The 25,884-nt window shown below is 66.0% G+C and carries 19 protein-coding genes and 1 pseudogene; 13 read left to right on the top strand and 7 right to left on the bottom strand.

Going from position 1 to position 25,884, the window contains the following annotated elements:
• Nucleotides 1-24 precede the first annotated feature (24 nt).
• The 3 genes and pseudogenes from trbL to QFZ41_RS09175 all read left to right on the top strand — a co-directional run bounded on the left by trbL (nt 25) and on the right by QFZ41_RS09175 (nt 3,742).
• Nucleotides 25-2,277, top strand: a complete 2,253-nt coding sequence (trbL, locus tag QFZ41_RS09185; protein ID WP_429198475.1) for a P-type conjugative transfer protein TrbL — start codon at nt 25-27, stop codon at nt 2,275-2,277.
• A gap of 8 nt (nt 2,278-2,285) precedes the next feature.
• Nucleotides 2,286-2,720: pseudogene (locus tag QFZ41_RS09180) on the top strand (conjugal transfer protein TrbN); the annotation flags it as partial.
• Between the two features lie 32 nt (nt 2,721-2,752).
• Complete coding sequence (locus QFZ41_RS09175; protein ID WP_429198474.1) at nt 2,753-3,742, top strand: fimbrial protein; 990 nt, start codon at nt 2,753-2,755, stop codon at nt 3,740-3,742.
• A gap of 836 nt (nt 3,743-4,578) precedes the next feature.
• Here QFZ41_RS09175 and QFZ41_RS09170 read toward each other — a convergent pair.
• On the bottom strand, nt 4,579-6,864 hold the full coding sequence (locus QFZ41_RS09170) for a discoidin domain-containing protein (RefSeq protein ID WP_429198473.1): 2,286 nt from the start codon (nt 6,862-6,864) through the stop codon (nt 4,579-4,581).
• 99 nt (nt 6,865-6,963) lie between these two features.
• On the opposite strand from QFZ41_RS09170, the gene QFZ41_RS09165 reads away from it, so the two are divergent.
• On the top strand, nt 6,964-7,509 hold the full coding sequence (locus QFZ41_RS09165) for a DUF2058 domain-containing protein (protein WP_429198472.1): 546 nt from the start codon (nt 6,964-6,966) through the stop codon (nt 7,507-7,509).
• 7 nt (nt 7,510-7,516) lie between these two features.
• Complete coding sequence (locus QFZ41_RS09160) at nt 7,517-8,503, top strand: NAD-dependent epimerase/dehydratase family protein (protein WP_429198471.1); 987 nt, start codon at nt 7,517-7,519, stop codon at nt 8,501-8,503.
• Between the two features lie 73 nt (nt 8,504-8,576).
• Here the strand turns inward: QFZ41_RS09160 and QFZ41_RS09155 are convergent, their stop codons facing one another.
• Nucleotides 8,577-9,632 (bottom strand): bifunctional transcriptional activator/DNA repair enzyme AdaA, encoded by a 1,056-nt coding sequence (locus tag QFZ41_RS09155; RefSeq protein WP_429198470.1) that lies wholly within the window; start codon nt 9,630-9,632, stop codon nt 8,577-8,579.
• Nucleotides 9,633-9,703: 71 nt separating this feature from the next.
• Entirely contained in the window at nt 9,704-11,050 is a 1,347-nt protein-coding gene (locus QFZ41_RS09150) for an MFS transporter (protein ID WP_429198469.1), read from the bottom strand.
• A gap of 154 nt (nt 11,051-11,204) precedes the next feature.
• On the opposite strand from QFZ41_RS09150, the gene cyoA reads away from it, so the two are divergent.
• From cyoA to QFZ41_RS09120, 6 genes are all read left to right on the top strand, one after another.
• On the top strand, nt 11,205-12,269 hold the full coding sequence (gene cyoA / locus QFZ41_RS09145) for a ubiquinol oxidase subunit II (RefSeq protein WP_429198468.1): 1,065 nt from the start codon (nt 11,205-11,207) through the stop codon (nt 12,267-12,269).
• A 70-nt stretch (nt 12,270-12,339) separates the two neighbouring features.
• The gene (cyoB, locus tag QFZ41_RS09140) at nt 12,340-14,313 is read left to right on the top strand and encodes a cytochrome o ubiquinol oxidase subunit I (RefSeq protein ID WP_429200210.1); all 1,974 of its coding nucleotides are present in this window, start codon (nt 12,340-12,342) and stop codon (nt 14,311-14,313) included.
• 52 nt (nt 14,314-14,365) lie between these two features.
• Nucleotides 14,366-14,941, top strand: a complete 576-nt coding sequence (gene cyoC, locus QFZ41_RS09135; RefSeq protein WP_426287962.1) for a cytochrome o ubiquinol oxidase subunit III — start codon at nt 14,366-14,368, stop codon at nt 14,939-14,941.
• Nucleotides 14,938-15,333, top strand: coding sequence for a cytochrome o ubiquinol oxidase subunit IV (gene cyoD, locus QFZ41_RS09130; protein ID WP_306848404.1), 396 nt, complete (start codon nt 14,938-14,940; stop codon nt 15,331-15,333). The genes cyoC and cyoD overlap by 4 nt, the downstream gene beginning before the upstream one ends.
• Nucleotides 15,330-16,109: an SURF1 family protein gene (locus tag QFZ41_RS09125; protein ID WP_429198467.1), complete on the top strand. Its 780-nt coding sequence runs from the start codon at nt 15,330-15,332 to the stop codon at nt 16,107-16,109. The genes cyoD and QFZ41_RS09125 overlap by 4 nt, the downstream gene beginning before the upstream one ends.
• A 148-nt stretch (nt 16,110-16,257) precedes the next feature.
• Nucleotides 16,258-17,187, top strand: coding sequence for a DUF535 family protein (locus QFZ41_RS09120; protein ID WP_429198466.1), 930 nt, complete (start codon nt 16,258-16,260; stop codon nt 17,185-17,187).
• Between the two features lie 11 nt (nt 17,188-17,198).
• On the opposite strand, the gene QFZ41_RS09115 is transcribed toward QFZ41_RS09120, so the two are convergent.
• The 3 genes from QFZ41_RS09115 to QFZ41_RS09105 are packed head-to-tail and all read right to left on the bottom strand — an operon-like array spanning nt 17,199 to nt 21,241.
• Nucleotides 17,199-19,655 (bottom strand): TonB-dependent siderophore receptor, encoded by a 2,457-nt coding sequence (locus QFZ41_RS09115; protein WP_429200209.1) that lies wholly within the window; start codon nt 19,653-19,655, stop codon nt 17,199-17,201.
• Nucleotides 19,656-19,685: 30 nt separating this feature from the next.
• The gene (locus QFZ41_RS09110; RefSeq protein ID WP_429198465.1) at nt 19,686-20,702 is read right to left on the bottom strand and encodes a FecR family protein; all 1,017 of its coding nucleotides are present in this window, start codon (nt 20,700-20,702) and stop codon (nt 19,686-19,688) included.
• The gene (locus tag QFZ41_RS09105) at nt 20,699-21,241 is read right to left on the bottom strand and encodes an RNA polymerase sigma factor (protein ID WP_429198464.1); all 543 of its coding nucleotides are present in this window, start codon (nt 21,239-21,241) and stop codon (nt 20,699-20,701) included. The genes QFZ41_RS09110 and QFZ41_RS09105 overlap by 4 nt, the downstream gene beginning before the upstream one ends.
• A gap of 221 nt (nt 21,242-21,462) precedes the next feature.
• Here QFZ41_RS09105 and QFZ41_RS09100 point away from each other — a divergent pair, with 221 nt between their 5' ends.
• Entirely contained in the window at nt 21,463-23,178 is a 1,716-nt protein-coding gene (locus QFZ41_RS09100; protein WP_429198463.1) for an ArnT family glycosyltransferase, read from the top strand.
• Between the two features lie 8 nt (nt 23,179-23,186).
• On the opposite strand, the gene QFZ41_RS09095 is transcribed toward QFZ41_RS09100, so the two are convergent.
• Nucleotides 23,187-23,810 carry a YrbL family protein gene (locus QFZ41_RS09095; RefSeq protein ID WP_429198462.1) on the bottom strand — a complete coding sequence of 208 codons (624 nt, stop codon included), beginning with the start codon at nt 23,808-23,810 and terminating at the stop codon, nt 23,187-23,189.
• A 129-nt stretch (nt 23,811-23,939) separates the two neighbouring features.
• On the opposite strand from QFZ41_RS09095, the gene QFZ41_RS09090 reads away from it, so the two are divergent.
• Nucleotides 23,940-25,868: an LTA synthase family protein gene (locus tag QFZ41_RS09090; protein WP_429198461.1), complete on the top strand. Its 1,929-nt coding sequence runs from the start codon at nt 23,940-23,942 to the stop codon at nt 25,866-25,868.
• The last annotated feature ends 16 nt before the right edge of the window (nt 25,869-25,884 follow it).

The raw sequence follows: 25,884 nt of genomic DNA, 5'->3' as shown, positions 1-25,884 counted from the left end.
CGATTCTCTCCTCCGATCGGACTCATGCATTCATTTACCGCAGGACAGCGGGCGCTCGTCGCCGTGCTCTCGATAATGGCCGTCCCCGCCGCATTCGCCGATCCCATAGCGGTGCGCGACGTGGCTGGAGAGGTGATGAAGCAGTTCACCGACTACCCGTTGAACGAGAACATCCTGGAGGCGGCGAAGACGCTGTTCACTTCCCTCGCCACCATCAGCCTGGTCTGGACCATGGGCATGCTGATCGTGCGCCAGGACATCGGCGAGATGCTGATGGAACTCCTGCGCTTCATCGTGGTGACCGGTACGTTCTACTGGTTGCTCGTCAACGCAAGCTCTCATGATGGGGGAGACGGATTCGTCGACGACATCGTCCATTCCTTCTTCAACATGGTGAACGACAGTACGTCCGACGAGTTGGTCCGTAACAAGGCGAACAGCATCCTGGCCCGGGGCCTGAACGTGTTCTACAAGGCCGTGGAGGAAACGTCGGGCGGTGACGATGGCGACCGTCTGCTAGCGGGTGGCATCGCTCTCGCCGTTCTCGTGGTCTGCGCCATCATGGCGGCCCAGTTCCTGCTCGCGCTGGTCATGGCGTGGGTACTCGGCTACGCCGGCATCTTCCTCCTTGGATTCGGCGGGGCGCGATGGACCTCGTCGATAGCGATCAACTTCTACAAGCACGTCGTCGCGATCGGTGTCGCCTTGTTAGCGCTAAGCATTGTCGGCACCGTGGCGGCGGGATTCCTCGATCAGCTCGAGTTCGACCCGAATCGCCGCGGCGCCACCGATTTCCCCAACCTTGGCCTCATGCTGGCGGGGTCGATCGTGATGATGGTGCTTTCGACCAAGCTCCCCCAGTTGTTGTACACGCTCGTGACCGGCTCGACGCTCGGTATGTACGCTGGCTCGGCGAATGCCGCCGGCACCGCCATTGCCAGTGCGGGTGCCGCCGCGATGGCCACGGCGGCCACCCGGCTCCCCGGTGGCGGGAGTCATGGTGGCTTCGCGGCGGGGCATGTGGAATCCGGCAGGACGGAATCCGTGATGAGTGCCGTGCAGCGATCCGCTTCCGTCACCAGTGGTATGAGCGATCCATTCCACGTGGGAACGGCCGCTGATTCGTTCGGGATGGCCCGCTCGTCGAATCCGTACCACCAAACCACCGGCGGCAGTGTTTTCACCGCCACGCAGAACCTGTCGACCATGGGGCCGGCACCGGCATCCTCGCCCGTCGCTGGTTGGCATGGCCGTGCGCCGGCTTCCGTCGACGACGTCGTCAGGGGCGGCTCAGCGCCGGCAGGAGAGGCGGCTCCCGGAGACATGCGGGGAGATTCCGGGGAGAGTGTGTCGGCGAGTGGCATCACGGCGAAGATCCATGGTGACGTTCGCGGGGCCACCGGTGTCACCGGTCTCAGTACCGACCGCGGAATGGCGCAGCCCGACTACCTGGCGGAGTTGGAGAGCATCGAAGCGGCCGCACTGCATCCGGAATCGGCACGAGTGACTTCCATGCCGACGCATATTGAAGATGCGCAAGCTATCGAGTCCCTGACGGAGCCGGACGAAAGAGAAGCGCGTAACACCGACGTCGGGGTCTCCAATGTCACCCGGCGCGTCAGCGGAGAAACCGGCGTCGCCGGCTCAGAGCACTTGAGCATCAATGAGGCCGTGCCGACGAACCTTTCCAAAGGGCAGCAGGGCGACGTGCCTGAATCCGCCGTGCTGTCTTCAAGAGACGAGACAGCTGATGGCGCTACCGCTCATGAAGCGACGGCCAATACCCCGCTCTCGATTCCGGCGAGCCAGTCGGAAGATCACGGGACGGTTGAAAGGAGTCTTACCGGAGTGGCCGAACCCGCCGGCCTGCCGGACGAGCGAGAAGTGCCTGATGCCGGCTTAAAGGTTTCAACCGATGTTCAAAGCGTCAGCGGTGAGATCGACGTCGCCCTTGGAGAGCATTCGAGCATCGATGTGACGTTGCTTCCCAGCCTCCCGACCGAGCAGCCGAGCGATGTGGCCGACTCCGCCGTGCAGTCGACGAGGAGCGAGACGGCTGATGGCGTTACCCTCGATGGAGCGACGGCCAGCATCCAGCACGCGATTCCGGCGAGGAGCGTCAACGTCACATGGGTCCCCACGGTGGACGACGAACATGCCTCCGCCCGCCAGGAAGAAGACCGGGACCGGTCGCCGCCGAGGCACGGTAAACAACCCCTGGGCAAGAGCATTCCGCCACAACCCATCGACGATGCATCACCGGAACTCCCGGAGTGATCGACACCTTGCCCGACGTTCCGGCAGAGCGCCAGGAAATGGTGACGTGTTCCCTCGGAGCCGCGCTCGCCTATGACGTCCCTGCCAACCTCCTGCTCGCCGTGGCCGAAAAGGAGGCAGGCAAGCCAGGCCAGTGGGTGCGCAACGACAACGGAACCTTCGATGTCGGCGCCCTGCAGTTCAACACCGCCTACCTTCGCGACCTCGATCGTTACGGCATCACCGCCGCGGACGTCGCCGCACCGGGTTGCTACCCCTTCATGCTCGCTGCCTGGCGGATACGCGGACACCTTCGCCATGACAAGGGCGACATATGGACGCGAGCGTCGAACTACCATTCGCGCACGCCGAAATACAACATGCGCTACCGCGCCGACCTGATCCGCCGGGCGGTGCGCTGGGCCGCGTGGCTGGACAGCCATTTTCCGACACACGACGCCGTCGTGGATGTCGACCTTACGGAAAGAGGTGATTGATGAGAATCCGAACGAAGCCCTTCTCCCGCTACATCGTCGGGGCCACCATGCTGATCGCGGGATGTCACGTCGCACCAGCGATGGCCTTAAGCGGCTGCGTGAAGCGAAACCTGGCGACCTACCAGATCGGGCAGACGACATTCGTCGACGTCTATAACGACATCGAGCCAGGAACGATGGTTCGCGCCGGCGAGGCTGCCGGTGAGGGCCAGTTGTTGCTCGTTTGCGGCGCAGGCACGGTGCAGGTGCGCGGTCGATGGCAGGGCACGGTACCTGAAGGTGCGCCATACCCACTGAGCGTGAACGGAAAACCTTCAGGATTCGGGGTGCGCTTGTACCTGAAGGACGACGACGGGGGCGAGCCGAAGCCTTTCCCGCATACCTTCTCCCGCACGTTCACCGAGGGCGAGGAAGTCCGTAGCGACCACGACACCATTCGCTATGAAATCTATCGAACGGAAGGCCCCGTGGAGTTCGGTGCCGTGGATGCAGGCCCGATCGCGCAATCGAATATCGACCGGCAGGGGGGTGGCCTGGTGGTCTTCCGCTCCATGGAGATCTATGACCTGGTCTTCCGCAGGCCGGCCTGCAGCATCACGTCGGAGAGCCTCAACCAGGATGTCCACGTCGGCGATTTCAATGCCAGCAACTTCGCCACTCCCGATCGTGCGACGCCATGGAAGGAATTTCGTCTCACGATGAAGGAGTGCCTCGAGCCGATCGGGCTCGTGGCCGGTTTCGTCTTCGGCAACGCAAGCGATGCGGATGAGGACGACCCGCGGCTATTCTCGTTATCGGGTCCTGAAAACGTTGGCCTCGAGCTGGGCGATCCGGACAAGAACATCATTGAGCCGGGCAAGCAGGCGAGGTTCAACGCCGTCGGCACAGGCAAGGACTTCGTCTTCAATGTGCGGCTGCGGGAGTCGAAGCCGACGGTCCGGGGTGGGACGTTCAGCCGTCCCATCACGGTGCGCGTCGACTTCATGTGAGAAATCAGGATCAATACTCCGCCACCAGGGTATGGAAAGGCTTGGCCAGCTTCACGCCATCCGCATCCCATGCCTTCGCCGGCTTGCCGTCGACCGTCACCTTCACAGGCTTCTCCCGCCCGGGCCAGAACACCCGCACGGGCGTGCCCGCGCGAATGCCCTTGTCGAGCGTCACGGTAAAGGTCTTGCCGTCGCGTCGCGCGTTCATGCTCAACGATCCGTAGGCGACGGGCAGTCGTGTTACCGACAGGCCTTCTCCCGCCACCCACGATGCCGGTGCTCCCGGCAACAGGTAGAGTCCATCGTCCGCTTCACGCATGAGCATGCCGAAGAGCGTGCGGGCGTACTCGGAGCCGATCCAGGTGTGCGGCATGTCGCCGAGATAACCGGGATGACGCAGGCGCGAATGCACCACCTCGGCCCACATGTTCCACTCGGGTGGCCGCCGGTCGCGAACGACGTCGGCCAGTAGTTCGGCGGCGTCGTCCGGCCGGTCGAGGTAGACGTAGGTCAGCACGTTGCGAAGTTCGTACGGCGTGTACGCGAACAATTCACCGGGCGCTTCGCGCTTACGTACGTCGGCGAGGTAGCGGTCGAAGGTCTTCACCAGCGCGTCGTGGGGAAGCACGTCCATCTGCCCCGCCGGATCGAGCGCGATGGACACGCTGGTGGGATCGCCATCGCCGAGGTCCGCGGCGGCGGGAATGGTGTCCACTCCCTTCCACGCCATCGTCGTCTCGATCGACTTGCGCACCGACTCGCGCAGGGCGGCGTACTGCTCGCGTGCATAGGCGGCCAGTTCCTTGTCGCCCCATTGCTCGGCCAGCCACGCACCGTCATGCCAGCCCTTCAGCGCCCAGTAGTCGTCCCAGTAACTGTGCGTGGGGCTGGAATAGCCTTCGTGACTGATCGACGGCGCGATGATCCCGTGGAAACGTTCCGGCGCGGGCAGGTTCGACAGGTAGCCCGGCACCATCGTGCGATTCGCGCAATTCCTGCATGAAACGCATCGCCGCGCGGACCTTGGGCAGGTAGTCCTTGACGCTGTCGGGGCCCCCGCCGAAGCGGGCCACGTCGGCGACGAGGTTGATGAATTCGCCCTGGCTGTCGTACTCGATGTCCGAGCCGAAGCCGCGGTTCACGCTGCCATCGGCGTTGAGGATCGGTGAGACGAGGCCGTTCTCGTGCACCGCGTGCGCCGCGTACCAGTCGAGGTAGTCGCGTGCGGTCTTTACCTCGCCCATGCGCAAAAGGATCGAGGCGGTGGCGGCCCCGTCGCGGATGAAGGAGCGGTTGTAGTTGCGCGGTCCGGCCTGCATGGCGTGGCCGGTCTGGTTCACGAGCATGTACGCCGCTTGCGAGCGCAAGATGTCCACGAGCGACTTGTCCGGCAGCGAAATGCCCACGCCGCCAAGGCGCTTCTGCCATTCGTCGGACACCCTGGCCGCCAGGACGTCGTATCCGGCGGCGGTGAAGACCGAACGATCGACGGGCGGCGGCTCGGGAAGACGGCCATTCGCATCGGCCGGTGCATTGCCGAGCGGGAAAACGAGCACGACGTCGCGCTGCTCACCGGGCGCCAGGTGCACGCGATAGCCGAGCAGCCCGGCGGCGAGACCGTCTGCATCGTGTGCTTCCTTCGCGCCGGGAACGGTGCCGGCGGCCGCGTTCGCCGTGATCTCCGTCTCGCCATGCGCACCGAACGGCGCGGCGCCCGCCTGATCCACCGGCGTGAGCGAGGCGAGCAGCGTCCGTCCCTCCACCCGGACGTTCGTGCTCGCCGTGTCGCCGGTGATCGCGATGTCGTGGATGGGCGAAGCGCCACCGTTCTGCCAGGGTGGATTCACCTGGATCGGACGCACGACAAGGGACAGGGTGCCGTCGACGGGAGTGGTGCCCGTATTGCGCAGGCGATGACGCAGGAGCACGACCGGCTGGCCGCTCGCTTGCACCGCCACCGCTTCGCTGGTCATGGACAAGCCGGGTTGCACCGTCCAGCTGACCGATGGCATGGGCTTCCAGCCGTCGCGCAGCGCGTGCGAGCGTTCGGCGCCGTCGGAGACGGCCGTGCGGCCGGATGCGTCGCGCCAGATCGCCTGGATCTGCGGGCCGCCCTTGAACGGCTCGATGTTGCCGTACTCGTCGAAGATCGACTTCTGCAGCCCGGCGGGCACGCCGACGGCCGTCCAGTACACCTGTTGCATGTGCAGCGACGACGGGAAAAGGTCGGCATGGGCGCGGGATGCGGCGATCTGGTACCGCTTCATCGGTGTCATCGCCCGGAGCGGGCCGAGAAAGCGCAAGCGCTTGATACGGGGTGTCGCGCCATCCTTCATGCCGACAACCAGGCGCAGAGCGCCGGCATCACGTGCTTCGCGGGCGGCGAGGTACGAACTTTCGCCGAGACTGCCGGGGTCACTGTCCAGGGCCGACCATGCGCCCCTGGCGTCGCGTGCCTGGAGCGTGGCGCCATCACGCGGTCCGTCCCAGAGCACTTCAACGCCTGCGATGTCCAGCGGACGGGGCAGGGCGATCTCGAGTTGCCGCGTGCCTCCGGGGCCCTTGCCGGCGATCCCCCTGGCGTGGCCGTCGGACCAGAGTGAAGCGCCGTCGTCCTTGCCGTCGAGTCCGTCGATGCGGGCCGCGTCGCTCGCCGCGAACGGTTCGAACTCGAAGACGGACACGCCCCAGTCCGCCGTCCGGGCCGGCGCGGCAAGGCGTACGAAACGCGCCTCGGTGGCCGGGAACACGAGGTATTCCGTTCCGCCTGGCGAGTCCGTCACCGTGTAGACAGGATGGAAGTCCTTGCCGTCCACGGAGGTCTGGATCGAATACGAGGCGGCGAAACCGCTGTCCCAATGGATCCGGACGCCGCCGACCTTCGCCACCTTGCCCAGATCCACCTGGAACCATTGGCCGGGGCTGAAGGCACCGCCCCATCGGGTGGTCTCATCCGTGTCGATCGCGTGTTGCGGGGCCAGCGCGGGCACCTGCTGGGACGAACTGCTCGCCTTCCATTCGGTGCGTGGCGGCAGCCGGTCGGCCGCGAAAGCGGGGGTGGCGAGGAGCGTGGCCAGGGCCAGGCTCAGGCGCAGGGAGCGCGGGAAAGTTCGGGCTAGCATTCGTTCTACCTCCGGGGAGGCCACCAAGCCTAGGCACGTAACGCGATGTAACCAACCCTTCGGGCTAGAATCGAGGCCCCGCGGAACGAAATGCTCGATATGCGCAATCCATTACAGGAACAACTCCTCAAGGCTGGCCTTGTCAAGAAAGACAAGGCCGCCAAGATCGTGCGCGACCAGGCCAAGCAGCGGCAGGGCAAGGCGCCGGCGCCGCCGGTCGAGGAATCCGTCGACGCGCGCAAGCTGCAGGCCGAGCGTGCCGAACGCGACCGCGCGCTCGCCGCGGAGCGCAATGCCGAGGCGCGAGCGCGGGAAATCCGCGCCCAGGTCCGCCAGATCATCGAGACGACCAAGGTGAAGCGCGAAGGCGACAGCGCCTATCGGTTCCCGGACGGCGAGAAGATCGCCAGCATCTTCGTCAACGACGCACTGCGTGCGCAACTGGCATCCGGTGCGCTGGCGATCGCGCGTGCCGGCGAGGGTTACGAATTGATTCCCCGCGCGCCGGCGGACAAGATCCATGCCAGGGCGTCGGACATGATCGTGCTCGACCACGGCCGCAAGGAAGGCGCGGCCGCACCTTCAGAAGAAGATGTCGACGATTATTACAAGCAGTTCGTCGTGCCCGACGACCTCATCTGGTGAGCATGCGATGACCATTCTCGTCACAGGCAGCGCGGGTCATCTCGGCGAGGCGTTGGTGCGCCGTCTGCGAGCGGATGGGCGCACGGTGAAGGGCATCGACATCAAGCCCTCGTCACACACGGACATCGTCGGTTCCATCGCCGACGAAGCCTTCGTGCGCGATGCCATGTCCGGCGTCACGCGCGTGATCCACGCCGCGACGTTGCACAAGCCCCACGTCGCGACGCATTCGAAACGTCAGTTCATCGACACCAACGTCGGCGGTACGGTGGCGTTGCTGGAGGCGGCCGTGGCGCATGGCGTGCGCTCGTTCGTTTTCACCAGTACGACGAGCACGTTCGGCGCGGCGTTGTCTCCCGCACCCGGCGAGCCGGCGGCGTGGATCGACGAAGACGTCGTCCCCGTGCCGAAGAACATCTATGGCGCGACGAAGATCGCCGCCGAAGGCATGTGCGAACTGATCGCGCGCAAGGAGCATTTGCCGGTGCTCGTGCTGCGCACCTCGCGTTTCTTTCCCGAGGACGACGACAACGCGAGCGTCCGCTCCGAATACGCCACGTTGAACATGCAGGCCAACGAGCTGTTGTACCGGCGAGCCGACATCGAGGACATCGTCGAGGCCCATCTGTGCGCGCTCGACAAGGCGCCCGCGCTAGGGTTCGGTCGTTACATCGTCTCCGCGGCGACACCTTTTGCGCGGAACGAGGTCAGCGCGCTGCGCCGTGATGCGGCTGCCGTGGTGCGAGGACTGTTCCCGGAAGTCGACGCACTTTATGCGGCGCAGGGGTGGAAATTGCTGCCGTCGCTCGACCGTGTGTACGACAGTGCGCGGGCCCGTCGCGACCTGGGCTGGACGCCGAAGCGCGACTTTCCCTTCGTGCTGGCATGCCTGCGGCGTGGCGAGGATTTTCGTAGCGAGCTGGCGCGGGCCATCGGCGTGAAGGGCTATCACGACGAGGTATTCGCGGAAGGGCCGTATCCGGTGCTGGGGTGAGGCTAGCACCCATTGCGGACAGGGTCCGCTCCCACCAAGCATGAGCGGTGGTGGGAGCGGACCCTGTCCGCGATCAAGGTGCCGCGGCCTTCCTCTCGTGTCGCAGCAGCCAATCCTTCCGCCATAAGCCACCGCCGTACCCGGTGAGCGATCCATCCGCCCCGATCACCCGGTGGCAGGGGATCACGATGGCCAGTTGGTTCGCCCCGTTGGCCCTGGCCACCGCCCGGACCGCCGTGTGCCGCCCCGCGGCCGCCGCGATGTCCGAGTAACTGCGCGTCGTCCCCGGCGGAATGGCGATCAGCTCGTCCCACACGGCCTTGGTGAACACCGAACCGTGCAGGGTGAGTGGTGTTTCGAAGACCAGGCGGGTTCCGGCGAAATAATCGCGCAACTCGGCCTCGATCCGGTCGATGACCGGCGTACGGCCGAACGTGATCGTGGAGCGGCTCGCCTCGCGCAACCGCTTCAATTCGTTGGGCAGGGCCGTCCGGTCGAAGAACTCGAGCAGGTGCAAGGCGTGCGTATCGGCGACGGCGAGCATGCTGCCGATGGGCGTTTCGATCCAGTCGGCCTTGAGCAACTCACGCCCGCGCAGTTCGGCGGGGCTGTCGCCGATCAGCTTGACGATGGCCTCGCGAAAACCGCTGCCGGAGTCGTACCCGGCCCATTGCTGCGCGTCGATGACGCTGGCGCCCGCCGCCAGCCGGTCCATGCCGCGCCCGGCCCGGCGCAGGCGGGCCATGTCGAGGAAGGTCAGGCCGAGGTGACGCTTGAACGCGCGGCGGACAGTGGACGGATCGTAGCCGAGGCGGACCAGGTCGTCTTCCGACCAGACGCGCTCCGGCTCCTCTTCCAGCCGCCGGAGCAGGGCGGAGACCATGGGCTCGCGCTGGCCCACGGGATCGAGCGGACGGCAACGCAGACAGGGGCGGAAGCCCGCCTCGAAGCAGCCGGCGACGGAGTCGAAGAAACGCGTGTTCTCGAGCTTCGGCTTCCGCGCGGGGCAGGTGAGCCGGCAGAAAACGCCCGTACTGGTCACGCCGACGAAGACATGGCCTTCATAGGCGGGATCGCGTTCGAGCAGGGCCCGGTAGAGCGTCTCGTGGTCTGGAAGGTCGAAGAGCATGAGGCGTAGCGTACGCCGTGCCGGATGGGCACGGCGCCGGGAATCGGGCGGCTATTTCGGGGGTCGCCCCGTCAGGCCTTGTTCCGGTCCGTCTCGAAGGCCTTGTTGATGCGAAGGGCCAGCAGGGTGCAGGCCACGCCCGAGAGCAGATAGGCGCTGACCGCCACCAGGCCGAACCGGGCCGAAAGGCCCAGTGCCACCAGCGGGGCGAAGGCCGCGCCGATCAGCCAGGCGAAGTCGGAGGTCAGGGCCGCACCCGTATAACGGAAGCGCTTGGCGAAGTTGGCGGTGACCGTGCCGGCGGCCTGGCCATAGGAGAGGCCGAGCAGGGCGAAGCCGATGATCAGGAAGGCATCCTGGGCGATCTTGCCGCCGCCCAGCAGCCAGGGCGACGCGATGGCGAACAAGCCGATCAGCACGGCCATCGTTCCGAGCGTATTGCGGCGGCCCACCTTGTCGGCGATGACGCCCGAGGCCACGGTGGCCAGGATCGCCACGAAGGCGCCGACGATCTGCACGACCAGGACGTTATTGATGTCCTGCGAGCGGTTGAGGGAAATCCACGACAGCGGGAAGATCGTCACTATGTGGAACAGGGCGTAGCTGGCCAGTGCGGCGAACGCGCCGATAAACAGGTTGTAGCCCTGCGCGCGGACCATCTCGATGATGCCGATGGGCTCCAGCTCGCGCTCTTCCAGCAGCTGGGTGTATTCCTCGGTGACGACCAGGCGCAGGCGGGCGAACAGCGCGACGACGTTGATCGCGAAGGCCACGAAGAAGGGATAGCGCCAGCCCCAGCCGAGGAAGTCTTCGCGGGACAACTGGGTGTTGAGGAACAGGAACAGCGACGCGGCGATCAGGAAGCCGGTCGGGGCGCCCAACTGGCCGAGCATGGCGTACCAGCCGCGGCGGTTCTTCGGCGAGTTCAGCGAGAGGAGGGAGGGCAGGCCGTCCCAGGAGCCGCCGAGCGCAATGCCCTGCAAGAAGCGCAGCACCGACAGAATCACAATGACCGTGTAGCCGTTGGACGTGTTGGCCGGCAGGAACGCGATGCATACCGTCGAGGTGCCCAGCAGGAAAAGGGCGGCGGTAAGCTTGGTGCTCCGGCTCCAGTTGCGCTGGATCGCCATGAACAGCGTCGTGCCGATGGGGCGCGCGATGAAGGCGAACGAGAAGATCGTGAAGGCCAGCAGGATGCCGTCCAGCTGGTTCAGGAACGGAAAGAACACCGACGGGAACACGAGGACGGACGCGATGCCGTACGTGAAGAAGTCGAAGTATTCCGAAGCCCGGCCGATCACCACGCCCACGGCGATTTCGCCCGGGGCAACGGCGGCATGGCTGGTCTGGTGCTGGCGGCGGACGTCGTTCTCGGCGCCTTCCGCGGCATTGTGATGGGCGTGTGAAATGCTCGACATCGTATTCGGCCCGCTCGGGGAGGTGGATGGCAGGATAGCCAAGGATCGCACTACTCGGCTTGTAGAGCCATGGGACAAAGTGTCCTATGGTCTGCGCAGGCGTATCGGCGTATTTTTTCGTGTCCCCACGGTTGCCTCCATCATGCGAATGTCCATGAAGATGTTGCGCGGATTGCTGATCCCCGCCCTGGCCCTGCTCTTGTCGGGCTGCGATGCCGTGCTGCTATCCCCTTCGGGCGACATCGCCCGTCAGCAGCGCGACCTGATCATCATTTCCGTGGTGCTGATGCTGATCATCATCGTCCCGGTGATCGCGATGATCCTGATCTTCGCCTGGAAATACCGGGCGTCGAACGAGGCGGCCCGTGCCGAATACGCACCGGACTGGAACCACTCCACGGTGCTCGAACTGCTGATCTGGTCGGCCCCCCTGCTGATCATCATCGCCCTGGGCGCCGTGACCTGGACCAGCACCCACAAGCTGGACCCGTACCGCCCCCTGGAGCAGATCTCCCAGGGCCGTGCCGTTGCCCCCGGCACGAAGCCCCTGGTGGTCGAGGTGGTGGCGCTGGACTGGAAATGGCTGTTCCTCTATCCGGAACAGGGCATCGCGACGGTGAACGAGATGGCCGCCCCGGTCGACCGTCCCATCGAGTTCCACATCACGGCGTCGACCGTCATGAACGCGTTCTTCGTGCCCTCCCTCGCCGGCATGATCTACGCGATGCCGGGCATGGAGACCAAGCTCTATGCGGTGATGAACAAAACCGGCGATTTCGAGGGCATTTCGGCCAACTACAGCGGCGCCGGCTTCTCCGACATGCGCTTCCGCTTCCATAGCCTGTCCGACGCCGAGTTCGATGCCTGGGTGGCGAAGGCCAGGGCGAGCGCCGACCAGCTCGGCCGCGACGACTATCTGAAGCTCGAGCAGCCGAGCGAGAAAGAGCCGGTCCATTACTACGGCACCGTCGCTCCCGGCCTCTACCACGCCATCCTCAACCGCTGCGTCGAATCCAACCGCATGTGCATGAACGACATGGCGGCGATCGACGCGCAGGGCGGCCAGGGCGTCGTGGGCACCTACAACGTCACCTCGCTGGACGCCGCGACCCGAGCGCGAGTCGGCCTGGCCGACGCCCGCCAGCGCTATGTCGGCGCCCTGTGCGTCGGCAACGGCGCCGCCGGCCAGCCGATGACACCTGCCGGACGTCCGCTCTAAGAGCGGCGGCCTCCTCAGAATTCAAGCCTTGCCGAGTCCGGTAATGAACATGCCCGATCTAGCCAAACTGATCTTCGGACGCCTCACCCTGGAGGCGTTTCCATACCACGAGCCGATCCTCGTCGGTACCTTCATCATGGTCGCCATCGGAGGCATCGCGCTGCTTGCCCTGATCACCCGGGCGAAGCTGTGGGGCTACCTGTGGAGCGAATGGTTCACCAGCATCGATCACAAGAAGATCGGCATCATGTACATGGTGTTCGGCATCGTGATGCTGCTGCGTGGCTTCGCCGACGCCTTGATGATGCGCGCCCAGCAAGCCATCGCCTTCAATGGCAATCCCGGCTTCCTGCCACCTCACCACTACGACCAGATCTTCACCGCCCACGGCGTGATCATGATCTTCTTCGTGGCGATGCCGCTGGTCACCGGCCTGATGAACTACGTGGTGCCGCTGCAGATCGGCGCGCGCGACGTGGCCTTCCCGTTCCTCAACAACTTCAGCTTCTGGATGACGGTCGCCGGTGGCTTGCTGGTGATGGCTTCGCTGTTCGTGGGTGAGTTCGCCCGCACCGGCTGGCTCGCCTATCCGCCCTTGTCGGGGCTGGCGCAGAGTCCGGATGTCGGGGTGGATTACTACATATGGTCGCTACAGGTGGCCGGCGTGGGAACGACCCTCTCCGGCATCAACCTGATCGCCACCATCGTGAAGATGCGCGCACCCGGCATGTCCATGATGAAGATGCCGATCTTCACCTGGACCTCGCTGTGCACCAACGTGCTGATCGTGGCGGCCTTCCCGGTGCTCACGGCGGTGCTGGTGCTGCTCTCGCTCGACCGCTACGCGGGCACCAACTTCTTCACGAACGACTTCGGCGGCAACGCCATGATGTACGTGAACCTGATCTGGATCTGGGGCCATCCCGAGGTCTACATCCTGGTGCTGCCGGTGTTCGGTGTCTTCTCCGAGGTCGTCTCCACGTTCAGCCGCAAGCGCCTGTTCGGCTACGCGTCGATGGTGTACGCCACCGTGGTGATCACCGTGCTGTCGTACCTGGTATGGCTGCACCACTTCTTCACCATGGGTTCCGGCGCGAGCGTCAACTCGTTCTTCGGCATCACGACGATGATCATCTCGATCCCCACGGGCGCGAAGATCTTCAACTGGTTGTTCACGATGTACCGCGGCCGCATCCACTTCGAGGTGCCGATGCTGTGGACGGTGGGTTTCATGGTCACCTTCGTGATCGGTGGCATGACCGGCGTCATGCTGGCGGTGCCGCCGGCCGACTTCCTGTTGCACAACAGCCTGTTCCTGATCGCGCATTTCCATAACGTGATCATCGGCGGCGTGATCTTCGGTCTGTTCGCCGGTATCAACTACTGGTTCCCGAAGGCCTTCGGTTACAAGCTCGACCCGTTCTGGGGCAAGTGCTCCTTCTGGTTCTGGCTGGTGGGTTTCTACGTGGCCTTCATGCCGCTGTACGTGCTCGGTTTCATGGGCGTCACCCGCCGCATGAACCACTTCGAGGATCCGTCGCTGGCGATCTGGTTCCGCATCGCCGCCTTCGGCGCCGTGTTGATCGCGCTGGGTATCGGCTCGTTCCTTATCCAGCTGTGGGTCAGCTACAAGCGCCGTGACGAGTTGCGCGATGTCACCGGCGACCCCTGGCACGGTCGCACGCTGGAATGGTCGACCTCGTCGCCGCCGCCGGAATACAACTTCGCGTTCACGCCGATCATCCACGAATCCGATGCGTGGTGGGACATGAAGGAGCGCAACGCCGGCCGCCGCACGGAAGGTTACCTGCCGATCCACATGCCGAAGAACACCAGCGCGGGCATCATCATCGCGGGTATCGCCTTCGTGCTCGGCTTCGCGATGATCTGGCACATGTTCCTTATCGCAGGCATCGCGTTCGTAGCCCTGTTGGTGACCGCCATCGGCCACACCTTCAACTACAAGCGCGATTACCACATTCCCGCCGACGTCGTGGCCCGGACCGAGGCCGCCCGCACGGAAGAGCTTGCCGCCCATGTCTGATATGAACGCCACGCCCTCCGCCGCCATCGCGGACAAGGACATCCAGTTCTGGATGAAGGAAGACCACCACCCGGCCAACGGCACGTTGCTCGGGTTCTGGATCTACCTGATGAGCGACTGCCTCATCTTCGCCTGCCTGTTCGCCACCTATGGCGTGCTCGGCCGCAGCTATGCCGGCGGCCCTTCCGGCGCCGACCTGTTCGAACTGCCGCTGGTCGCGATCAACACGACGATGCTGCTGCTGTCTTCGATCACCTACGGCTTCGCCGTGCTGGAGATGCAGAAGAACCGCAAGGGAACGATGATGGCGTGGCTGATCGTCACCGGCCTGTTCGGCGCCACCTTCCTCGGGATCGAGCTGTATGAGTTCGCGAACCTGATCCACGAAGGCGCGGGTCCGCAGCGCAGCGCGTTCCTGTCGTCGTTCTTCACCCTGGTCGGTACCCACGGCCTGCACGTGACGTTCGGCATCATCTGGCTGATCACCCTGCTGTTCCAGGTGGGCCGTTTCGGGCTCACGCCGGCCAACAAGCGCCGCATCATGTGCCTGTCGATGTTCTGGCACTTCCTCGACGTGGTCTGGATCGGCGTCTTCACCTTCGTTTACCTGATGGGAGTGCTGCCGTGAGCGCGCACATCGAATCGCACGATCACCACGACCACGACGATGGTCACAGCCACAGCACGCTGAAGGGCTACATGACGGGGTTCTTCCTCGCCGTGGTGCTGACGGCCATCCCGTTCTGGCTGGTGATGGGCAAGGTCATCCCGAACTCGCAGACGCTGGCGGTGGTGATCCTCACCTTCGCCGCGATCCAGATCGTGGTGCACATGATCTACTTCCTGCACATGAACACGAAGTCGGAAGGCGGCTGGAACATGCTCGCGCTGATCTTCACGCTGGTGCTGGTCGTGATCACGCTGTCCGGTTCGATCTGGGTCATGTTCCACCTCAACTCGAACATGATGCCGGGCATGTCCCATGACATGACCGAGCAGCAGGTGAAGAACCTGCCTTGAGCGGGGAAGGCGCCGACGACACCAGGACGCCGCGCCGACCGCGCGGCGTCCTGGTTCTGGGCCTGATGGCCTTGCTCGGGGTGGTGTTGTTCGCCGGGTTCGTCGCGCTGGGCGTCTGGCAGGTACAGCGCCGGGCGTGGAAGCACGACCTGGTCGCTCGCGTGGACGCGCGGGTGCACGCTGAACCAGTGGATGCGCCTGGCCGAGGCCAGTGGTCTGTGGTGAGCGCTTCCAACGACGAATACCGCCGCGTGAAGCTCACCGGCCGCTTCCTGCAGGACAAGAGCGTGCGGGTCCGTGCCAGTACCGAACTCGGCATGGGCTCCTGGCTGCTGACGCCGCTGCGCTTGCGCAATGGCGACACCGTGATCGTGAATCGTGGCTTCGTCTCGCCCACCTGGTGTGGCGGCAGGGCGACCTGCACGCCAGGCCCATCCGGGGAGACCTCGGTCTCCGGCCTGCTTCGCATCAGCGAACCGAAAGGTGCGTTTCTCCAGCCGAATCAGCCCGCGGAGGACCGTTGGTTCTCGCGAGACGTGGCCGCCATCGCCGCGGCGATGGGCCTCGACAGCGTGGCGCCATACTTCGTGGATGCCGACGCGGCGTCCTCGCCCGGACGCGGCGATGGCAACGACGGCCCGGTCGGGGGGCTCACGGTCATCGCCTTCCCCGACAACCACCTGATGTATGCGATCACCTGGTTCACCATGGCACTGCTGACCCTGCTGGCGGCGTGGATCGTCTGGAAAGACGAGCGGCGCAAGCGCCGCGCCTGATCGCCTGAGAGCCGACCTTGTCGGCGATCCCGCGGCAGCGGGCCAGGTTGCTGCAAGCTCCCATCGCCGACAGGGTCGGCTCCCACCAAAGCGGAAGTTTCCACTAAAACGGCATTTCAATTTCAGGATCGCCGCACGTCTTGTAGGTATGCAGCCTCGCTACCCCCACAGCGCGCCCTTCGACGACCTGCCGCTAGGCTGGAAGTCGCCCCGCCAGGATCGCGGCCCCCTGGGCCTGGTGTTCGACCATGCACGGCGGCGCGCGATCTTGCGACGTTCCCGGCCGATGCCCGAGCGCCGGCTCACCTATCTCCTGCGCACGCTCACGGCATTCCGCCGCCAGGCCCAGTGGCTCCGGCTGGTCGGGTCCTCGCGGGCGATGCGGGCGGCTGCCGAGTTCAACCCGCGGGTGTACGAGCGCTGGCAGTCGCACTACATCTCGCGGTCTTTCGACCTGGCCGCACGCGCACGCCTCATCGAAGCCCATTACCGGTTCGTCGCGCGGGAGTTTCCCGAGCGGTTGAGCAACCGTCTGTTGAAGGGGCACGACGTGCGCCTCGCCACGCTGCCGCTTGGCGACGGTGAAGTGGCCTACCTGCACGCGCGCGCGCCGGAAAGCGAATGCACCGGGGAATTGGGGCTGTACCTGCTGAACGGGGACAAGGAAGTGATCTCGTCCTGCGCGATCACCTTCGGGGGCACCGAAGGCCTGCTCGTCGGTGCCATGCGCGGTTCGTGGGCCTATCTGGGTCGCGGCGCCATCGCCCGGTTCAGCCGGGCCAGCGGCGGGCTGCGTCCCCGCGACCTGCTGCTGGCGGTGGTGCGTGCACTGGCCACGTACTACGGCATCGAACGCGTGCGAGGCGTTTCCTGTGCGGCGCATCCCCTGGATCGCCGGGCTGGTGTCACCGCTGCCGCGTATGACCGGTTCTGGCGCCGTCACGGTGGCGTGGCGGGTGCCGATGGTTGCTATGACATTCCCCGCCTCGGCGAATCGAGCGGCCGCGCCGAGCGGGACAGCTTCCGCCGGGAGGCCTGCGAGGTCGCGCTCAAGGCGTTCGTCAGGTCGGCCGGCTGACGGCCCGTCGCTTAAAAGTCGTAGGTGCCCGTGAGCAACACCACGCGCCCCTGGCGTATCGGTACGAAGGTCTCGTCGAAGTTCACGGCATACAGTGTGCGGGCGAAGAGGTTCTTCACGCCGAGCGTAAGACGCCAGTGCTCGCCGTAGCGCGACACGTTCGTCTCCACGCTAGCCTGGCCGGGGATGCCGAAATACTGCCCGTCCGCACTCGTGCGGCCGAGGCTCCGGCTGCGCGCGAGGACGCCGGCCGCCACGCCCCATGGTTTCACTGGACCGTCGCCGAATCGATAGCTCGCCCACACGGCGGCCTGGTGCTTCGGCGCGCCCGTCGGGCGAGTGTCGTCATGGTTGCTGATGCGTGCTTCGGTGAGGCTCGCGAGCACGTCGAATCCGGGAGCCACCTGTCCGGCGAATTCCACCTCCAGCCCGCGGTTGGTCTGGCCCGGCCCCGGTGTCGCGAAGAAGGGCGGCTCGGGAGACACGAGGTCGATACTGTGGTCGACGTGGATGCGATAAAGCGCGGCCGTCAGGCGTGCGCGCTGGTCGAACAGGTCGAATTTCGCGCCGAGTTCCACCTGGCGCGAGGTAGCGACCGGTAGCGGCTGGCCGTCCTTGCCGAGCAGCGGGTCAGGCTGGAAGCCCGTGGAGGTATCCGCATAGACGGCGATGGTCGGCGAGACCTTGTAGACCACGCCCAGCTTCGGAATCCAGCGCGACTTGTGCACGCGGCGGGGCGATCCGTCCTGCCAGCGTGTTTCCAGTTCGTACTCGGTACGGCGCAGCGCCACCAGCACGTTCCATTGCTCGCCGATCGCCATCTGGTCCTGCAGATACAGGCCCGCGTTGGTTTGCCACGAGCCACCGAGCGCTTGCACCGTCGTACTGACCGGCGCCACCAGCGCGTTGAACTTCGCCGAGAAGTCGCTGCTGCTGCGCAGGCCATAGGCGAGAGGGCGGGTGACGATCACCGCGTCCCTGTCCGATATGTCCGCCGTGACGCCTTCCTCGGTGCTGCCACTGCCGTTGTCGCCCGCGTGGGTACGTGCGAGATCGAGGCCCATCAGCAAGGTGTGCGTGACGTCACCGTGGCGGAAGGTGGTGCTGAGATCGTTCTGCCAGGTCCAGTACGTTCCCGAATAGCGGAAGCGGCGGTCCACGGCGTCCAGCGCACCGGCGAAACCGCTGGCGAGATAGGACTGGCTGCGGCCGTCGCTGCGCTGGCGCACGTACTGACCCTGGCTGTGGAAGGTCCAGTCGTCACCGAACTCGTGATCCAGTTCGAATACCGCGCGGCTCGTACGGTAGGTCGATTCGTCGGTGGGATCGCCGGACAAGAAACGGTAAGGCTTGGCGGTGGAAAGGCCGGGGCCCAGCAAGACGGTGTGGTCGGGACCGGGCACGCGGTTGTCGACGAATTCCAGTCCGCCCATCACCCGCGTCTGCTCCCCTTGCCACGCCAGCGACGGGGCGAGATAGGCACCCCTGCCGCCGCCAAAGCCTTGTGGCGTCTTTTCGCCACGCTGGCCCGCCGCCACGAGGCGGTAGGTCACGCTGCCGTCTTTCGAGGCGGCACCCGCCAGGTCGAGGCCGAGCCGCGCGCCGTCGTATTCGCCCAGGGAATAGGTCAGCGTGCGCACGGGCTGTGCCTGCGGCCGCTTCATCACGACGTTGATCGACCCGCCGAAGTTGTTGTTCTGCGATGCGTCGCCGAGGATGGCCTCGGGGCCGCGCAACACTTCCACGCGTTCGATGCCGATCAGCGGAGGAAGATCTTCCGTGCGGGCGATGCCGTTCGGCATGCCGTCGGTCATGCCGTGGCCGGCATCGAAACCGCGGATCAGGAACAGCGGCGAGCCGCCGTAGCCATCGACGTACTGTACGCCCGCCACGTAGCGGGCGACGTCGCCGATGTCCACCGCCTGCTGCGATTCGATCACTTCCCGCGTCACGACGGTGACCGACTGGGGGACATCGGTGAGCCGCGACTCGTTGCGCGTGACGGTGCGCGTGGTGTCGGCCTTGAAGCCCGTGTCGGAGACCAGGCCCTGCACGTCGACGGTGGCGAGCGGCACGACGGTGCCGGGATCGAACGCCACGTCGGGATCCACGGGCGCGGGAGTCGCATTGTTGGGCTTCTGCCGCTGCCGGACCACGACGGTACGCGTGTCGTACGACTCGCGCTGCAGATCCGTGCCTTCCAGCAACTCGTCGAGCGCCGCATCGGGGGTCAGCACGCCCTGCGCACCGCCCGAGCGCCAGTTGGCTATCGAGCCGGAAGCGGTCAGCACCTGCACGTTCGCCTGCTTGCCCCAGGCCAGCAAGGCCGTGGCCAGCGGTTGCGGCGCGATGGCGAACGGCATGGGAGCGGAAGGGCCGTCGGCGGGTGCTTCGGCCGCCCCTGCGGCGTGCGCCACAAGAGCCAGCGCGAGCGCGCCGGTGAGTGCGCGCCGGCGCCCGCGAAGCATGTACTGCAAGACTTGCGGCCCTTGTGATCTTCAGCGCGGCGGGATGCTCCGCGCCATCGTGGTCTGCCGGGCGAGTTCCAGCCGGTCGGGATATGCATCCACACGGACCGGAAAGACTCGCGGCAAGGCGGAAACCCAGCTGTCGATGGTATCCACCTCGACCGTACCGGTAAACGTCAGCTTGCCGAGGGCGGCATCGGTGAGCCGGATCGGCCGGGCACTATAGCGGTTCACGTTCTCGATCACCGAGGACAGGGGTTCGTTGACGAACTCCAGGCGATGCCCCCGCCAGGCGGTGGCGGCGGCGGGATCGATGTCGAGGATCCTCATCGCCTGGGTCTCAGGGTCGAAAGAGACTTCGCGTCCCGCTCCGAGTTCGATGGTGCCGGCATCACCCTGGGCGGCCAGGGGAGACACCCGCACGCGGCCTTCCGTGACGGCCACGGTCACCCGATCGCCGGTCCGGCGCACGTTGAACGCGGTACCCAGGTCGAGGATCTGCAGCGGCCCCGCATGGACGACGAAGGGCCGTTCGGCGTGGGCGACACGGAAGAACGCTTCGCCTGCTTCGAGGTCCACGGCGCGCTCGTCGCGCCCATAGCGGGCGGTGACCGATGTGGCCCCGCCCAGTTCGATGCTCGAACCATCGGGAAGATCGATGTCCCGGTGGCCCGCCCGCTCGCTGATGTATTGCCGCGGCGCCTCATCTTGCCCGTGGCGCAGGGCGAGGAACGACGCGGCGCCCACGACGGCGAGCAGCACGCTGGCCGCGAGGGCCAGGGCGAAGCGCGGCACCGTGCGGCGTGCGGGCATGGGTGGTGCGAACCGATGGGCGAACGACTTGCGGCTCGCCGCATCCATGGTTCCGGCCGCCTCGGCGAGGGCGGATGCGCGGTCGAAGGCCTCCGCGTGGCGCGGGTCGGCCTCCAGCCATTCGCTCCACTGGAGCAACGCGGGATCGGGCAGCCCGGGATCGCGCAGGCGCGCCCACCAGTCGGCGGCGGTGTACTCGATCTGTCGATCGGGAACGTAGGTGGTCGTGGTCATCGGAGGTTCTCCGCGCGGTCGCGGCGTTCACGGCAATGCGCCAGGGCATTACCGACGTGGTAGCGCACCATGCGCTCACTGAGATTCATCTCACGCGCGATCGTGGCGAAGTCCCGCCCCTCGATCACGTGCATGACGAAGGCGCGGCTGGTCTTGGGTGGCAGTTCGTCCAGCGCCTGGCGCAGGTCGCGCCACTGCTCATGGGCCGAGGCGTGCTGTTCGGGAATGGGCGTGACGTGCCAGTTGTCGTCGTCGGGGTCGGCTGGTGCCATGGCCCGCACGTTGCGCATGCGCAGCCGGTCGACGGCGAGGTTGGAGGCGGCGCGGAACAGGAAGGCGCGGGGCGAATCGATCACGGTGCCATCGTCCAGCGAGAGCAGCTTGAGGTAGACCTCCTGGGCCACTTCCTGGGCATCGGCGAGCGAGTTCAGCCGGGCCCGCAGGAAGCCCACGAGTGCCGCGTTGTGCTCGCGGAACAGGGCGACCACCTGGGTGGCGCGCGTGCCGCCGGGCGGTTTGCCCGCCTCGGATGGATCCATGGTTTGCCTGACCGCGTTCATGGGCTGGAGATAAGCGCTATATGGTCGCACGGTGGGAAATCGACGCCCGTACGGGCAGGGACGAACGCCGATTTCCGCACCGGCGAACCCTTTAGACGTTCCAGCTCCGGAAAATTGAAATGGATTCCCTAAGCGAACGGTAAGGGTGGCGGGGCGCCCCTTCGGCTACGATGCGCGGGACCGCCTAGCCAGACGTATCCATGCTATCCACCGACGAACGATCCCTTCGCCGCGAGTTCGGCTGGTTCATGCTGATCGCCCTGGCCGTGCTGGCGGCGGGCATCGGCCTGCGCGACCCCTGGCCGCCGGACGAACCGCGTTTCGCCCTCGTCGCCCGGCAGATGCTCGAATCCGGCCGATGGCTGTTCCCGCACCGGGGCATGGAGCTGTATTCCGACAAGCCGCCCATGCTGATGTGGACGGAGGCGTTCTGGATGTGGCTCACCGGCGGCTGGCGCGGCGCCTTCCTGTTGACCTCGCTGTTTTCCGGTCTCGGCACGCTCGCCCTGGTCTGGCACCTCGGCAGGCGCCTGTGGGATGCGCGGGTCGGGTTGGTCGCGGCCACCCTCGTGCTGGCGACGATGCAGTTCGTCGACGTCATCAAGCACGCGCAGATCGATCCGCTCAACCTGTTCTGGATCACGCTGGGTAACACCGGCATCTTGCTGCACTGCCTGCGCGGCCCGAACTGGCGCATGTACTGGCTGGGCTGTTTCGCCGCCGGGCTGGGCGTGATCACGAAGGGCGTGGGTGTCATCGCCTTGCTGATGCTCATTCCCTATGCCGTGATGCGTGCGCGGCAATGGCCGGGGGTGACCGTGACCCGCGGCGATGGCTGGCGCTGGGCCGGCGGCGCGCTCGCCTTCCTGCTCGCCATCGCGCTGTGGCTGGTGCCGATGCTCGCGGCGGCGTACGGGCTGCGCACGCCCGAGTACCTGGCCTATGTGCACGACATCCTGTTCCGGCAGACCGCCGAGCGCTATGCCAATTCGTGGCAGCACGAGGAGAAGCCCTGGTTCTTCCTGCTGGTGATCCTGCGCCAGTGGATTCCGATCTGGTTGCTGGTGCCCTTCCTCGTGCCGCGCTGGCGGGAGGCGCTGCGCCTGCGCGAGCCGCGGGTATGGATGCCGTTGCTGTGGTTCGTGCTGGTGCTGGTCTTTTTCTCGATCCCGCGAGGCAAGCGTGAGATCTACATCCTGCCCGCCCTGCCGATGCTGGCGTTGGCGATGGCGCCTTATGTCGTGGACCTCCTGAAGACCCGCTGGCTGCCGAAGGCCGCGTTCTGGACCACGCTGGCGTGCGCGGCGGTGTTCGGTGGCGCCGGCCTGTGGGCGCTGCTCAAGGCGCCGAAGGCGGCGCAACGCATCGCGGAAGGCTATGAATTGCCGGGCCACGGCCACGACCTGTGGCTTTGCGTGATCGCGGTGGGCGTGGGCTTCCTCGTGTCCGCTGTGGCTTTCAGGCCACGGCGCGGCGTCGCCGCCTTGCTCGGCGGCATGGCGCTGGCATGGATTATCTGGCCGTTGGGCACGTATCCGCTGCTCGACGCCAACCAGTCCACGCGCCAGCTGATGGAAGAAGCGGACGACGTCATCGGCACCGATGGGCAACTCGGCCTCGTCGTGTGGCGCGAGGAACTTCTGTATCAGGCGCGGCGTCCCGTCGCCGAGTTCGGTTTCGCTCGCGATTCGGCGGCGCAGCTTCACGATGCGCGCGCCTGGCAGGCCGCCGACCCGGCGCACCGATGGCTACTCATCAACGAGGAGGCGTTCGACGACTGCATCGTCGCCACCAAGGTCGTGCCCTTGGGCGTGGCGAACCGCTCCCGCTTCGCGCTACTTCCCGCCGCGGCATCGAAGCCCGGCTGCGTGCCCGCGATGGCCCCGTCGGAGGAGACGGCCACCGGCCATCCCTGAGGCGGCGGTCACGACGTGACCGTCGCCTCGGCCTTCGTCCGGCGCAGCATGCGCTCGTACTTCTTCTTCGTCCGCGAGGCGTTGTGCGCGCGGTTCATCGAGCAGTGCGGGATGATGTTCTTCTCACCGAAGCCGTCGATCATCACCAGGCGGGGGCCGCCGCGGGAATCCTCGCCGTAGACCACGTTCCAGGCGTGCAGGTCGGCGGCGATGGTGTTGTGCGAGAGCAGGCGCGCGTAGAACTCGTCCAGTTCCGCCTGGGTCTTCGCCGTGAAGCCTTCCGCCTTCACCCAGTCGTGCAGGGTCGGCGCCAGCCGGCCGTCAGGAGTTCGCACCTTCTCCACGATCTGGCCCAGGCCGATATCGGTCATTTCCAGGCCGACCACGCGGGCGATGGGCGAGGTGGCGTAGCCGCCCACGTAGATGCCGGTGACGTACTCGCGGAACTCGCGCACGAAATCCTTGTACGGCCCGCTGCGCGCCATGCGGCGATACCACGGGGCCTTGTTCCAGCGTTCCTCGATGGAGCCGCTGGCGATCACCTTGATGAGCAGGTCAGCCTCGCCCGGATGCTGGTACACCTCGCGGACATGCCCGGTGGCGATCGGCTTGGCGTCGGCCAGTCTGAACATCGTCGATCCTCGCGCGGTGGCCGAAAGGCCGCCGTAAGTTGCTGATGGGACGCACAGTGTAAAGTCTTGGCGCTGTAACATGCGTCCTTCCACGCGCGACCCCCGTCGCGCCCCATCCGGACCCGCACCGTGCGCAAGCTCACCTGGCGTTTCATCGTTGCCGCCCTCGTCTTCCTGACGCTCTCGCGCGTGGGGCTATCGTTGTGGCAGTGGACACGCGTCCACGATGCCGGCGGCCTCTGGCCGGTGCTGTTCGGCGGCTGGCGCATCGACCTCTCGCTGGTCGCCATGATCGTGGCGTGGCCGGCGCTGCTCTCGCCCTGGCTCGGCCACCGCGCATGGCCCACGCGCATCGCCGCGTGGTGGCTGCGCTTCTGGTGGCTCGCCTTCGTGCTGTTGGAAGTGTCCACCCCGCAGTTCATCGTCGAGTACGACACGCGCCCGAACCGTCTTTACTTCGAGTACCTGACCAGCCCGCACGAAGTGGCGGCCATGCTCTGGCACGGCTACAAACTGTCTGTGGCGGCCGGCCTCGTGGCCTTCGCGCTGATCGGCTGGCTGGGCTTCCGCCTGCTGCCCACGCGCCGGCCGGACCGCGTGCCGATGCGCGGATGGCTGCGCCCCGTGGCGACGGTACTGGCCTTCGTGGTGCTCTTCCTCGCCGGCCGCGGCACGTTGCAGCATCGTCCGCTGAATGCCTCGCAAGTCGCCTTCACCAACGACGCGATGGTCAACACCTTGCCGTTGAACTCGCTCTACAACGTGCTGAACGCGGCCATCGCGCTGGGCAATGAGCGCTCGGCATCGGCGGTGTACGGCAAGATGCCCGAAGACGAGATGCAGGCCATCGTGCGCCGCGACGCCGGCCTGGAAGGTGCACCGCTCGATCCGCAATACCCGAGCCTGCATCGCCAGCAAGCGACGCGTCAGGGCGACAAACCGCTCAACCTCGTCATCATCCTCGAAGAAAGCCTCGGCGCGCAGTTCGTCGGCAGCCTCGGCGGCGCGGGTTATACGCCGGAACTGGACAAACTGGCCAACGACGGCTGGTGGCTCACCCGCACGTACGCTACCGGCACGCGCAGCGCGCGCGGCCTCGAAGCCGTAACGACCGGCTTTCTGCCGACGCCTGCGGAAGCCGTGTTGAAACTGCCGCGCAGCCAGCGCGACTTCTTCACCCTGGGTGCGCTGCTGGACACCTTCGGATATCACACGCGCTTCCTGTATGGCGGCGAGGCGCATTTCGACAACATGCGCTCGTTCTTCTTCGGCAACGGCTTCAATGAAGTCGTGGACCGCGCCACCTTCGAGACCAAGCCGGGCTTTGTTGGTTCATGGGGCGCGTCCGACGAGGACATGTTCAACGAGTTGCACCACCGATTGCTCGACGATGGCGACAAGCCCACCCTCACGGTGGCCTTCTCGGTGTCCAATCACACGCCATGGGAATACCCCGCCGGCCGTTTCCAGCCCGAAGGCGATCCGGCGAGCAACGCCAACGCGGTGCGTTACGCCGACTGGTCCATCGGCCGCTTCTTCGAGCGGGCGAAGCAGTCGCCGTACTGGAACCACACGGTGTTCCTGATCGTGGCCGATCACGACGCGCGCGTGTTCGGCGCGAGCCTCGTGCCCGTGCGCCACTTCCACATTCCCGCGTTGATCCTCGGCGCGGGCGTGCCGGTGAAGAAGGATGACCACATCGTCAGCCAGGTGGACCTGGCGCCCACCCTGCTTTCGCTCATCGGCATCAGCAGCGAACACCCGATGCTCGGCGCCGACCTCACCCAGCGTTATCCGGACCGCGCCATCATGCAGTACGGCGACAACTACGGTTACCTGAAGGACGACCGCCTGATCGTGCTGCGCCCGAACCAGCCACCGACGCAGTACCGCTATACCTTGAATGACGAGTACAGCCCCAACGGTGAGAAGCTCGAGCCGCAGCCCGTCGATCCGCAGCTCGAGAAGACCGCGCTGGCGCATGCCTTGTGGCCGAGTTGGGCCTACGGCAAGCAGCGTTACCGTTTGCCTGAGAAGGCTGGCGCGGCGAAACCGTAGACCGTTGCACAGGGCG

Source organism: Luteibacter sp. W1I16 (genome assembly GCF_050434905.1).
Lineage (GTDB): Bacteria > Pseudomonadota > Gammaproteobacteria > Xanthomonadales > Rhodanobacteraceae > Luteibacter.
Note: the sequence above shows the minus strand (reverse complement) of the source record. Positions and strands in the feature narration are given on the sequence as shown.